11 protein-coding genes are annotated in these 12274 nt (G+C 65.5%); 4 read left to right on the top strand and 7 right to left on the bottom strand.

The window, feature by feature from the left end; genetic code table 11:
* Positions 1 to 37: 37 nt before the first annotated feature.
* From KXD98_RS08480 to fabG, 4 genes are read right to left on the bottom strand one after another with little or no spacing between them, the layout of a single operon-like run.
* A complete protein-coding gene (locus KXD98_RS08480; RefSeq protein WP_260763262.1) occupies positions 38 to 706 on the bottom strand; it encodes a GntR family transcriptional regulator in 669 nt (222 codons plus the stop codon).
* Between the two features lie 4 nt (positions 707 to 710).
* Positions 711 to 1904, bottom strand: coding sequence for an acyl-CoA dehydrogenase family protein (locus KXD98_RS08475; protein WP_260763261.1), 1194 nt, complete (start codon positions 1902 to 1904; stop codon positions 711 to 713).
* A complete protein-coding gene (locus KXD98_RS08470; protein ID WP_260763259.1) occupies positions 1901 to 3118 on the bottom strand; it encodes an acetyl-CoA C-acetyltransferase in 1218 nt (405 codons plus the stop codon). Before KXD98_RS08470 ends, KXD98_RS08475 begins: the two co-directional genes overlap by 4 nt.
* Complete coding sequence (gene fabG / locus KXD98_RS08465; RefSeq protein WP_260763257.1) at positions 3115 to 3867, bottom strand: 3-oxoacyl-ACP reductase FabG; 753 nt, start codon at positions 3865 to 3867, stop codon at positions 3115 to 3117. The genes KXD98_RS08470 and fabG overlap by 4 nt, the downstream gene beginning before the upstream one ends.
* 84 nt (positions 3868 to 3951) lie before the next feature.
* Here fabG and KXD98_RS08460 point away from each other — a divergent pair, with 84 nt between their 5' ends.
* Positions 3952 to 5142 (top strand): acyl-CoA dehydrogenase family protein, encoded by a 1191-nt coding sequence (locus KXD98_RS08460; protein ID WP_260763253.1) that lies wholly within the window; start codon positions 3952 to 3954, stop codon positions 5140 to 5142.
* Entirely contained in the window at positions 5139 to 5972 is an 834-nt protein-coding gene (locus tag KXD98_RS08455) for a mycofactocin-coupled SDR family oxidoreductase (protein WP_260763251.1), read from the top strand. The genes KXD98_RS08460 and KXD98_RS08455 overlap by 4 nt, the downstream gene beginning before the upstream one ends.
* On the opposite strand, the gene KXD98_RS08450 is transcribed toward KXD98_RS08455, so the two are convergent.
* From KXD98_RS08450 to KXD98_RS08440, 3 genes are all read right to left on the bottom strand, one after another.
* A complete protein-coding gene (locus KXD98_RS08450) occupies positions 5938 to 6858 on the bottom strand; it encodes an alpha/beta hydrolase (protein WP_260763249.1) in 921 nt (306 codons plus the stop codon). The genes KXD98_RS08455 and KXD98_RS08450 overlap by 35 nt on opposite strands.
* Entirely contained in the window at positions 6855 to 8129 is a 1275-nt protein-coding gene (locus KXD98_RS08445) for an NAD(P)/FAD-dependent oxidoreductase (RefSeq protein ID WP_260765068.1), read from the bottom strand. Before KXD98_RS08445 ends, KXD98_RS08450 begins: the two co-directional genes overlap by 4 nt.
* 163 nt (positions 8130 to 8292) lie before the next feature.
* Positions 8293 to 8745, bottom strand: coding sequence for a MaoC family dehydratase (locus KXD98_RS08440; protein WP_260763248.1), 453 nt, complete (start codon positions 8743 to 8745; stop codon positions 8293 to 8295).
* Positions 8746 to 9359: 614 nt separating this feature from the next.
* On the opposite strand from KXD98_RS08440, the gene KXD98_RS08435 reads away from it, so the two are divergent.
* Positions 9360 to 10106 (top strand): hypothetical protein, encoded by a 747-nt coding sequence (locus KXD98_RS08435; protein WP_260763245.1) that lies wholly within the window; start codon positions 9360 to 9362, stop codon positions 10104 to 10106.
* Positions 10103 to 12271, top strand: coding sequence for an Rv1355c family protein (locus tag KXD98_RS08430; protein ID WP_260763243.1), 2169 nt, complete (start codon positions 10103 to 10105; stop codon positions 12269 to 12271). Before KXD98_RS08435 ends, KXD98_RS08430 begins: the two co-directional genes overlap by 4 nt.
* Positions 12272 to 12274 lie beyond the last annotated feature (3 nt).

The raw sequence follows: 12274 nt of genomic DNA, 5'->3' as shown, positions 1-12274 counted from the left end.
CATCCGGGAATTGGGGGCCGTGGCGTCTGCTCGCGGGTCATCCGATCACGCCGCGGCACGAGAGGTGCTCGATCAGCGGGGTCGCACCGGAGCGCAGATGTTCCGACATCGCCGCTCGGGCGGCCTCAGCGTCGCGGCGCGCCAGCGCATCGAGCACCCGTCGGTGATGACCGTTGGACTGTTCTGGCCAATCCCTGATCGTCGGGAACACCGTTTCTGGTGCATACCGGGTGATCTGGGACATCAATTGCGCCAGCTTCGGTGAGTCCGCGGCGACATTGATCCCCTTGTGGAACTCATGGTTGAGCCGGACTGCACGTTCGCCGTCGTCGGCAGCATAGGCCGCTTCGAGCTCAGACTGGATGGCTGTCAACGCCTCGACCTGGTCGTCGTTGATCGCGCGGGCCGCCCGCGCCGCCAGTTCCCCTCCGATGTAGGCCTGGACGTCGGAGACGTCGGTGATGTCGCGGACGGTCACCGGGCGCACGACGAACCCACGCCGCGGCTGCTGGTCGAGCAACCCCTCGGCCTTGAGTTCGAACAGCGCTTCGCGCACCGGCGTCACGCTGATACCCAAGTCTGCTGCCAGCTGCTCCAATCGCACATAGCTTCCCGCGGCATAGGTGCCGTCGAAGATGCGGCGCCGGACGAAACCTGCGACGTCCTCGGCAAGCTGAGGGCGCACCGCGAACTCGGGGCTGCTCATCGCACTACACCCGGTAGTCCGCCAGCAGACGCTTGCTGATGATGTTCTTCTGGATCTCGCTGGTCCCCTCACCGATGAGCAGGAACGGCGCGTCGCGCATCAGCCGTTCGATCTCGTACTCTTTGGAATAGCCGTAGCCGCCATGAATGCGGAAGCTCTGCTGGGTGACCTCGGCGCACACCTCGCTGGCGAAGTACTTGGCCATGCCGGCGGCCACGTCGTTGCGGTCACCACTGTCCTTCATCCGCGCGGCATTGACCATCATCAGGTGCGCCGCCTCCACCTTGGTCGCCATCTCCGCCAACTGGAACGCGATGGCCTGGTGCTGCGCGATGGGCTTGCCGAAGGTGCTGCGCTGCTGGGCATAGCGCACCGCCAACTCGAAGGCCCTGATGCCCACGCCGCAGGCTCGGGCGGACACGTTGACCCGCCCGACCTCGACACCGTCCATCATCTGGAAGAAGCCTTGGCCGGGCGCCTCCCCCAGGATGTCGGAGGCCCGCGCGCGGTAGCCGTCGAAGATCAGCTCGGTGGTGTCGATGCCCTTGTACCCCAGCTTGTCGAGCTTGCCGGGGATGGTCAGTCCCGGCACGACTTCGCCGAATCCCGTGGGCTTTTCGATCAGGAAGGCGGTGAGGTTGCGGTGCGGCCTGTCGGCGCCTTCGTCGGTGCGCACCAGCGTGGCGACGAGGGTGGAGCTGCCGCCATTGGTCAGCCACATCTTCTGACCGTCGATGGTGTAGGTGCCATCACCGTTCTCACGGGCTCGGGTGCGAATCGCCGCGACGTCACTGCCCAGCTCGGGTTCGGACATCGAGAACGCACCCCGCGTCTCACCGGTGGCCATCTTGGGTAGGTAGTAGTTCTTCTGCGCGTCGGTACCGTGCTGGCGGATCATGTACGCGACGATGAAGTGGGTGTTGATGACCCCCGACACGCTCATCCAGCCGCGTGCGAGTTCCTCTACGCACAGCGCATAGGTCAGCAGCGACTCCCCCAGCCCGCCGTACTGCTCGGGGATCATCAACCCGAACAGTCCCATCTCGCGCATCGCATCGACGATGGCTTGCGGGTAGGTATCGCGGTGTTCGAGTTCCTGCGCGGTCGGGATGACCTCTTTGTCCACAAACTGCCGCACGGTTGCGACTATCTCGGTCTGAAACTCGTTGAGTCCCAACGTCTGCGCGAGTCTGGTCACTGTGTCACCCTTTCGAACACCGCCGCCAGGCCCTGCCCGCCGCCGATGCACATCGTCTCCAAGCCGTAGCGTCCGCCTCGTCGGTTCAATTCGCGGGCCAACGTGGCCAGCATCCGGCCGCCGGTGGCACCGACTGGGTGCCCGAGCGAGATTCCCGACCCGTGCACATTGGTCCGCTCCATATCTGCTGGACCGAATTGCCATTCCCGCAGGCAGGCCAGTGCTTGGGCGGCGAAGGCCTCGTTGAGCTCGATCAGGTCCATGTCCGGCAACGACAGCCCGGCCTTGTCCAGTGCCGCGGCGGTGGCCGGCACCGGACCGATGCCCATCAATTTCGGCGCGACACCGGCCACCGCCCATGAGACCAGCCGCACCAGCGGCGTCAGGCCGAGCTCGGCGGCCTTTTCGGCAGTGGTCACCAGACACATCGACGCCGCATCGTTCTGCCCGCTGGAGTTGCCCGCGGTGACCGTGGCGTCTGGATCATCTTTGCCGAGAATCGGTTTCAGTTTTGACAGGGCATCGATCGAGGTGTCTGCGCGCGGATGTTCGTCGGTGTCGATCACCTGTTCACCAGACCGCGACCGGACGGTGACGGGCACGATCGTCTCGGCCAGCGCCCCCTCCTGCTGGGCCTTGACCGCACGCCGATGCGAGGTCACGGCCAACTCGTCCTGCTCCGAGCGGGAGATCGAGTACTGCCGACGCAGATTCTCTGCGGTTTCCAGCATGCCGCCGGGCACCGGATGATTCTTGCCGCCCGCCGTCGTGCGACCCCGGGCCAGCGCGTCGTGGACCGCAATACCGCCCCGCGCCCCACCCCAGCGCATGTCGGTGGAATGGAACACCACGTTGCTCATCGATTCGGCACCGCCGGCGACGACGAGATCGTTGTTGCCACTGGAAACTTGGAGGCATGCCTGGATGACGGCCTGCAGCCCCGAACCGCAACGCCGGTCGATCTGCATACCCCCGACGGTGACGGGCAGACCGGCATCGAGGGCGATCACCCGCCCGATGGCCGGGGCTTCCATGCTCGGATAGCAATGACCGACGATGACGTCCTCGATCGACTCGGACGACACGCCGGTGCGGGTCAACAGTCCCTGCAGCGCCTTCACGCCGAGGTCGACGGCAGTCAGAGTCTTGAACATGCCACCGTAGCGGCCGATGGGCGTGCGCACCGGCTCACAGATCACGGCATCGCGCGTCACAAGTGCCGTCCACCCGTCACCTCGAGCACCGTACCCGTCATGTAGGACGACAGGCCTGAGGCCAGGAACAGTGCGACGTTGGCGACTTCCTCGGGTTCACCGGCGCGCCCCAATGGCACCTCGGCCACCTTGGAATCCCAGATCCGTTGCGGCATCGCCTCGGTCATGGCGGAGCGGATCAGCCCAGGCTGAATCGCGTTGACCCGCACCCCGAGATAGGCCAGCTCCTTCGACGCAGCCTTGGTCATGCCCACGATGCCGGCTTTGGCGGCGGAGTAGTTGGTCTGTCCGACCATGCCGACCTTGCCGGAGATCGACGACATGTTGACGATCGACCCGCGCTTCTGCTCGCGCATCACCGCACCGGCCGCCCGAAGTCCGTTCCAGGTGCCCTTCAGGTGTACCGCGATGACCTGGTCGAACTGTTCCTCGGTCATCTTGCGCATGGTTGCGTCGCGGGTGATGCCGGCGTTGTTGACCATGACGTCCAATGCGCCAAAGCCGTCCAGCGCCGCCTGAATCAGGGCGTCGACCTCTGCGGACTGCGTGACGTCGCAGCACACCGCGCGGGCGACATCGTCGCCACCCAAGGACTCCGCGGCCGCCTGCGTCGCCTCCATGTTCACGTCACCGAGCACCACCCGGGCACCCTCGGCGACGAATCGCTGGGCGATCGCGTATCCGAGACCTTGCGCTCCACCGGTGATCACGGCGGTTTGACCCGTCAGCAACGACACCTGTTCCACCATCCTCGCGTCTGTAGGGACTGACCTGACCGATATCGTATTTCATATACGATATTTCTTAACCAGGACCCCGAGGAGTGTCGATCAGTGAGCACCGAAGACGGCAGCCAGGAAGTCAGCGATGAGGATTTCGCAGAGATCCTGGCGCAGACCCGACAGTTCGTCCGGACCGCGGTCGTCCCGCGCGAACAGGAGATCCTCGCCGAGGATCGGGTTCCCGACGACCTGCGCGAGCAGGCCATGGACATGGGCTTGTTCGGTTACGCGATCCCCCAGGAGTTTGGTGGTCTGGGTCTGAACCTCGTCCAAGACGTCGAGCTGGCGATGGAACTGGGGTACACCTCGCTGGCGCTGCGCTCGATGTTCGGCACCAACAACGGCATCGCCGGTCAGGTGCTGGTCGGCTATGGCACCGACGAACAGAAGGCCACCTGGCTCGAAGGGATAGCTTCCGGCGACGTCGTGGCGTCCTTCGCGCTCACCGAGCCGGGTGCCGGGTCCAACCCGTCCGGGCTGCGCACCAAAGCCGTCCGCGACGGTGACGGGCCGGATTCAGGATGGGTCATCAACGGCCAGAAGCAATACATCACCAACGCCCCGACCGCCGACCTGTTCGTGACGTTTGCCCGCAGCCGGCCGGCCGACGAGAAGGGCGCCGGGATCGCGGTGTTCCTGGTGCCGGCCGATGCACCCGGTGTCGAGGTCGGCGCCAAGGACAAGAAGATGGGCCAGGAGGGGGCCTGGACCGCCGACGTCAGTTTCACCGATGTCCGCGTCCCGGACAGCGCACTGGTCGGCGGCAGTGAGGACCACGGATACCGCGCAGCGATGACATCGTTGGCCCGCGGGCGCGTGCACATCGCCGCGCTGGCCGTCGGCACGGCCCAGCGGGCTCTGGACGAATCGGTGGCCTACGCCGCAACCGCGACTCAGGGCGGAACCCCGATCGGTGACTTCCAGTTGGTGCAGGCCATGATCGCCGATCAGCAGACCGGCGTGATGGCCGGCCGAGCGCTGGTTCGCGACACCGCCCGGCAATGGGTCACCGGCCAGGACCGTCGCATCGCGCCGTCGGCGGCCAAGCTGTTCTGCACCGAAATGGTGGGCCGGGTCGCTGATCTCGCGGTCCAGATCCACGGCGGCAGTGGGTACATGCGGGAGGTCCCGGTCGAGCGCATCTACCGCGACGTCCGACTGCTGCGCCTCTACGAAGGCACCAGCGAGATACAGCGACTCATCATCGGCGGCGCATTGGTGAAGGCGGCAAAGAAGTCATGAGCAAGAACCCGACTGGCCGGCTTGAAGGCCGGGTCGCGTTCATCACCGGCGCAGCCCGTGGGCAAGGACGGGCGCACGCGGTGCGGATGGCCAACGAAGGCGCCGACGTCGTCGCCGTCGACATCGCCGGCCCGCTGCCCTCGTGTGTGCCCTACGACCATGCCACCGTCGACGACCTCGAGGAGACAGTGCGCCTGGTCGAGAAGACCGGCCGCCGCGCCATCTCGGCGAAGGTCGACACCCGTGACTACGTCGGCCTGCGCGATGTCGTGTCGGCCGCAGTCACCGAGCTGGGTCGGCTGGACGTGATCGTCGCCAATGCCGGGGTCGCCGCGCCCCAGGCCTGGGACCAGATCCGACCCGAGGACTTCCGCGATGTGATGGACATCAACGTCACCGGCACGTGGAACACCGTGATGGCCGGTGCCGACAAGATCGTCGACGGTGGCCGCGGCGGCTCGATCATCCTGATCAGCTCGGCTGCTGGGGTGAAACTGCAACCGTTCATGGTGCACTACACGGCCAGCAAGCACGCCGTCACCGGTATGGCGCGGGCCTTCGCCGCCGAGCTCGGCAAGCACTCGATCCGGGTCAACAGCGTGCATCCAGGGCCGGTGTTGACCGATATGGGCACCGGGGACATGGTCACCGCGCTGAGCAAGGCGATGGAAACCAACCCGCAGCTGCAGAACATGATGACTCCGTTTCTACCAACCTGGATCGTCGAACCCGAGGACATCGCCGACGCGGTGTGCTGGCTGGCCAGTGATGAGTCGAAATACGTGACAGCAAGCGCTATTTCGATTGACCAGGGCTCGACGCACTACTGAGCAGGGTGCGCTGCAGGAACGCCACCTGGTCGGCCGCGGCCTTGTCGAACCAGCCATGACCGGGCCACACGTCGAAGTGGTCGCACGGATACCGGTGCACCTGGGCGCGTCCGTGGGCCGCGGTGGCGGCCACCGCACCGGCCGGCACGTACTGATCGAAGTCGGCGATCTGCACCAGCAACGGACACCGCAGCTTCTTGGCCGCCGCGGTGGTGTGAACACGTAGGACTTCCAGCCCTACCGCGCAATCGATCTCGTTGCGCCACGTCGGACCGGCCATGGACGTGTAGCTCTCGTAGGCGCCGTCGAGGGCCAGCGCGCCCGGTTCCCCGACCGGGGCGACCAGCGGCATCAGCGTCGGTGCGCCACCGCGACGAACCGCGACGCGGCTCCTGATTCCGGCCGCCGTCCATCGCAGGGACGTGATCAGGTCGCGTGATGCCGCGGCCGCCCTGCTGACAGCCAGACCGCTGGTCAGTGGCGTCACCGCCATGACCGCAGCGATGTCGGTGCGCGCGGCTGCAACGGTGAGTACGTGCCCGCCGGAGAACGACGCACCCCACAGCGCGACGCGGCCCGGATCGACACCGTCGAGCGCCTTGGCTGCCTCGACCGCGCTGTGATAGTCCTCGACCTGCCGGCGCACTGAAAGCGACTGGCGTGGTTGACCTGCCGACGCGCCAAAGCCCCGGTAATCGAAGGCCAGCACGTCGACCCCGGATGCGGCGAAGTGCTGCGCGAACGGGGCCAGACCGGAGTCCTTGGTGCCGCCGAAGCCGTGCGCCATCACCACGATCGGTCGCCGATCACCGGCCCCATCGGCCCGGAAGTGCCAGCCACTGCAGTTCACTCCGGCACTGGTGAACGTGATCTCTGCCGGCGTCATCGCGGTACCGGTGCGCCCTGCCGGGCCCGCCGGAGACCGGCGGGCAGTTCCCGGGTACGCAGGTCGTGTTCGTAGATGAAGTAATCGACCTGCTGAGTGTGACGCGGACGATCGGTGCAGTGACCGGCGTGTAGTTGCTGATCGGCATCGATGACCCGTTCCATCTCCGCGACCGACGGCAACGCGTACCGACCGACGGCGTAGGCCGCCAGCAGCCGCGACTGACACTCGACGAACGGGAACAGCGTCGGCACCGATTGCGCGAACCCGATGAAGACCACGTCGTCACAGCCCGGTGTGAACATGCGCTTGTACAGCCGGATCTGGTTGTTCGGTGCGCTGATGAACGTCGGATCGAAGAACGGAAAGGTGATGTTGTATCCGGTGGCGTAGATGATGACGTCGAAGACTGCGCTGGTGCCGTCGATGAAATGCACGGTGTCACCGTCGAGTCGCGCCACGTTGGGTTTGGGAATCACGTCGCCGGAACCCAAGCGCAGCGGCAACTCCACCGATTGTGTCGGGTGGGCCTCGAAGAGCTTGTGATCGGCCGGCGGCAATCCGTACATCGTCGGATCGGTTCCCAACATCGGGGCGACCAGTTGGACCGCCTTGCGCTGCCATTTCAGCGGAAGGTGCGGCCAGGTGCGCCAGAAGGTGTCCCCCGGCCGTCCGGCGATGTACTTCGGCACGATCCATGCGCTCGAGCGGGTCGACAGCGTGACCGTGTTACCCAACGCCTTCGACGACAACTCGACGGTGATGTCGGCGGCGCTGTTACCGATTCCCACCACCAGGATGCGTTTGCCGTGCAGGTCCAGCGGGGTCGATGGATCGATGTAGTCGTGGGAGTGCATCGACTCGTTGGAGAACGAGCCGGGGAAGTCGGGCAGTCGTGGATCCCAGTGATGCCCGTTGGCGACGACCAGCAGGTCGAACTGACGCTGAGCGCCGGCTTGATCGGTGAGCTGCCAACCCCCGCTCTCGCTGCGCCGCGCAGCCAGCACCCCATTGCCGAACTCGACATGATCCAACAACCCGAATGCTGCGGCGTACTCATCGAGATACGCCTTGACCTGCGAATGGTGCGGGAACGACGGGTAGTGCTCGGGCATCGGAAAATCCTTGAACGACAGCCGGTCCTTGGACGTGTCGATGTGCAGTGACCGATAAGCGCTGCTGTGCCCGTTGGGGTTGCCGAAGGCCCAGTTGCCTCCGATCCGGTCAGAAGTCTCGAAGGTCGTGTACCGGACGCCGTAGTCCTTGAGCATCTTGCCCGCAGTCAGGCCGCTGATACCGGCCCCAATGACCGCAACGCTGGGGTCTTTGAGTTTCACCGACACTCCTCCTGCCGCAACGCAATCTACGAGCGTTTTTGACATACGTCAATGGTCGCTGACACTCGTAAAATGATGCGGCAGGCCCAGTGGCCGATCAGCCGATGAAACGCACGATGGACTCCGCGACCGCGGCCGGCTTCTCCGAACCGTCGATCTCGACGGTCGTGGTCAGCGTTGCCTGCACCGCGTTGTCGAGCTGGGCGACCGCACTGATCTCCGCACGCGCGCGCAGTTTGGCGCCGACCCGGACCGGGGTGATGAACCGGACCTTGTTGTAGCCGTAGTTGATGGCCATGGCGACGTTGTCGACGGCGTAGAGCTGGTGGGTGAAATGAGGGATCAGCGACAATGTCAGTAGACCGTGGGCGATGGTTCCGCCGAACGGTCCGTCGGCGGCACGCTGCGGATCGACGTGAATCCATTGGTGGTCATCGGTGGCATCGGCGAAGAGGTTGACTCGATCCTGGGAGATCTCGAGCCATTCGGTAGGACCGAGCTGCGTGCCTTCGGCGGCAGCGAGTGCGGTGAGGTCGTCGAACTTCTTCATTGCTGTCTCCTTCGACTGTGGCGACCGTGCGACGTGAACACACCGGGATAACGGTGCATCTGCGAACCCCGGCGGATCTCACAGTGCCACACGATCACTCGACGGTGAGCCGGGACCGATCCCGGATGCTGGCAGGGACTGTCGCGTTGGCCGGCTGTGCTTGCAGTCTTCTCACGCAGCGAAGCCGCGGCAGTCGCGACGCCCGCGCGAAACATCGGTGTCACATTGCGGGCGTGCCTTGTTCACCTGTCGGCACCACGCAATTGCGCCGCGCTGCGGCGCCAAGTTAGCGACGAAATCCGTTGTATTGCATTTCCCGTGCAAGATTACGCGGCCGCTTTGCCAAGCAGTTCGCTCGAATAACACTGCCGCAACTTTTTTTCGGTGGATTCACCGGATTTCAGTGTTCGAAAAGACTTCCTACGGTAAGTCTTTGTGCATAAGTTACGCCCACTGCCAGTGCTCGTCAGGGAAATTGTCATGCCTAGCTGGAATTTCAGATACCTGCAGCTACATACTGGTGTCGTCGCTTTCGCGACGAATAACGAATCCGCAATGACAGCAGTCGTCAACACCCGTTTGGGTGTTGCGCCCGCACGACGATGGGAACAGAGATGACCATTTCGCTGACCGAACCGATGACCGACACTTTCGTCCTGCCTTCTCGGCACTCGTGGTGGGACGACGACGCGCAATGCACGTTGGTCTTGTCTCAGCCGGCACTGGACCGTGAATTGTGGTTCGAGTATCTCGAAGGCGCTGAACGCAGTTACCACAAGTTCGGTGTCGGCCGAGCGATCGACATCGCCAGCATCAGCGACGGCCATGACACCGCCCTGTTCTGGGCAGCGCTGGACAGGTCGGGCCGGGTGATCGGCGGAGTACGCGCCAAGGGGCCGCTGACCTGTGCCGAGGACTCCCATGCCGTCGTCGAATGGGAAGGCCAGCCCGGGTTGGCCGCGGTCCGCAAGATGATCGACGACCGCGTGCCGTTCGGGGTACTCGAGATGAAAGCGGCTTTCGTCGACGACCGCCCGCAAAACTCGAAGGGGGTGACCAGCGCGCTCGCGCGCAGTGGCTCGCACTCGATGGCGGTGATGGACGTGCAGTTCTGCATGGCGACATCGGCTCCGCACGTCCTCGACAAGTGGCGGACATCGGGCGGAGTGGTCGCAGCCATCCCCGCGACGCCCTACCCGGACCCGCGGTACCGCACGAAGATGATGTGGTGGGACCGCCGGACCTGGATCCGCCATGCGGAGCCCGGCCAGGTCGCCAAGATCCTCGCCGACGTCCGCGATCTGGAGCGCGCGGGGGTCACCTACGGAGGGTCGGCCGCCCTACGCGATAATGCGCTGTGACGTCTGATCACTCTGACATCGGTTCGCCCCCACCCCCAGGTCATGTCGAGAATGCCTCGCGCGCCGTCATTCTCGACCCCCAACGAGATGACGATGCGCGTACGATCGCGTCCCTGCGCGCCGATCCGCAGATCGTGGTGTTCGACAGTACCGACCAACAAGCGGCAACATTGGCCGGTCTGCTTCCGGCACCTGACGACGACCTCACACGTGAGCATCGGCGGTGGGCGTATTACCCGTGGCGACGCGCACTGGTCGGGGTACTCGGGCCGCGCGGGTATGCGCGCACGCGAACCGACCGCAACCGCAACCTGATCACGCTCGCCGAGCACCACCGGCTTTCTTCGCTGCGCGTCGGGGTGGTGGGTCTGAGCGTCGGTCACGCCATCGCGCACACGCTGGCGATGCAGGCCCTGTGCGGCCACCTGCGGTTGGCCGACTATGACGACCTCGAGTTGTCGAATCTGAACCGGGTGCCGGCAACGGTTTTCGACCTCGGCGTGAACAAGGCGGTAACAGCAGCACGCAGAATCGCCGAAGTGGACCCGTATTTCGACGTCGAGGTGCTCGACGCCGGGCTGACCGAGGACAACCTGGGCGCATTTCTCGACGGCCTCGACGTCGTGGTCGAGGAGTGCGACTCGCTCGATGTCAAGGCGCTGGTGCGTCAAGGGGCTCGGACCCGGGGAATCCCGGTGCTGATGGCCAGCAGCGACCGGGGTCTGATCGATGTGGAGCGCTTCGACGTGGAGTCCGGACGTCCGCTGTTCCATGGTCTGCTCGGCGACGTCGACGTGGCCACGCTGTCCACGCTCGACGGCCGACAGAAGATCCCGCACGTTCTGCGCATCCTGGATGCTGCGAGCCTGTCACCTCGCGGTGCCGCGTCGTTGGTCGAGGTCGGCCAGTCCTTGGCCACCTGGCCACAACTCGTGGGCGACGTGCTGGTGGGCGCGTCGGCTGTCGCCGAGGCCGTGCGCCGCATCGGTCTCGGTGAACCGCTGACGTCGGGGCGGGTCCGGATCGATGTGGCCACTGCGATGAGCACGCTCACCGATCCGGCGGCCACGGCGGCACGCCCCGAGGATCCACCGTCGGTCCAGCCGCCGCCCACACCGCGCTCGGCGACGCACGCGGTTGCGCTGGCCGCCCACCGCGCGCCGTCGGGTGGTAACGCGCAGCCGTGGCACATCGACGCCACCGAGCAGGCGGTCACCATCCGGCTGGCGCCGGAGTACAGCTCGACGCTCGACATCGGACTGCGGGGCAGTGCCGTGGCCCTCGGTGCAGCTGTCTTCAACGCCCGGGTCGCAGCGGCTGCACACGGGCTCCTCGGACCCGTACGCTTCGCCGAAGATCACCGAGATCCGCTGTTGGCCGAGGTGGCGCTGGCGCCCGGTGACGACGCCTACCTTGCCGGCCTGTACCCCGCGGTGGACGCCCGGGAGACCAACCGGCACCGGGGTACCGCGCAGATGTTGTCCGAGGAGGTGGCTGAAGCCCTGCGCGCCGCAGCGCACCGCGAGGGAGTCAGTGTCGAGCTGCTCTCCAAGCCCTCCGACCTGCAGGTCGCGGGTCAACTGCTCGGCGCGGCCGACCGCATCCGCTACCTGACGCCGGTCCTGCACGCCGACATGGCCTCAGAGATGCGGTGGCCCGGTGACCAGCCCGCCGACTCCGGAATCGACGTGTACAGCCTGGAGTTGCCCCCGGATGAACTCGCGACCCTGGATATCCTGCGCCGCACCGACGTCATGACGGTGCTGGCACAGTGGGACGCTGGTACCGTTCTCGGCTCCGACACCGGCAGTCGGATCGCGCAATGTTCTGCCCTGGCGGTGCTGACCGTCGATGACCGGTCGTTGACGGGTTACGCGCGCGGTGGATGCGGCGCCGAAGCGCTGTGGCTCACCGCACAACAACTGGGGTTGGCGGTGCAACCGATCTCGCCGGCCTTCCTCTACGCGCACGATGACAGCGAACTCACAGCTTTGTCACCAACATTCGCCGCAGAGTTGATCGAGCTTCGATCACGATTTCGACTCATGACGGCAACGCCGCCCGAGCATGCCCAGGTTTTGCTGCTGCGATTGACCACAGCGCCTCCGACATCGGTGCGCAGTCGACGTCGGACTCTCGATTTCGGGTCTGCGGCCGTATTCTGATCG

This window comes from Mycobacterium sp. SMC-4 (assembly GCF_025263265.1).
GTDB lineage: Bacteria > Actinomycetota > Actinomycetes > Mycobacteriales > Mycobacteriaceae > Mycobacterium.
This window is presented reverse-complemented; position numbering and strand designations above follow the sequence as displayed.

Coding starts and splice junctions, on each gene's coding strand:
- KXD98_RS08480 (WP_260763262.1), bottom strand. CDS start 706: ATGAGCAGCCCCGAGTTCGCGGTGCGCCCTCAGCTTGCCGAGGACGTC.
- fabG (WP_260763257.1), bottom strand. CDS start 3,867: ATGGTGGAACAGGTGTCGTTGCTGACGGGTCAAACCGCCGTGATCACC.
- KXD98_RS08455 (WP_260763251.1), top strand. CDS start 5,139: ATGAGCAAGAACCCGACTGGCCGGCTTGAAGGCCGGGTCGCGTTCATC.
- KXD98_RS08450 (WP_260763249.1), bottom strand. CDS start 6,858: ATGACGCCGGCAGAGATCACGTTCACCAGTGCCGGAGTGAACTGCAGT.
- KXD98_RS08445 (WP_260765068.1), bottom strand. CDS start 8,129: ATGCTCAAGGACTACGGCGTCCGGTACACGACCTTCGAGACTTCTGAC.
- KXD98_RS08440 (WP_260763248.1), bottom strand. CDS start 8,745: ATGAAGAAGTTCGACGACCTCACCGCACTCGCTGCCGCCGAAGGCACG.
- KXD98_RS08435 (WP_260763245.1), top strand. CDS start 9,360: ATGACCATTTCGCTGACCGAACCGATGACCGACACTTTCGTCCTGCCT.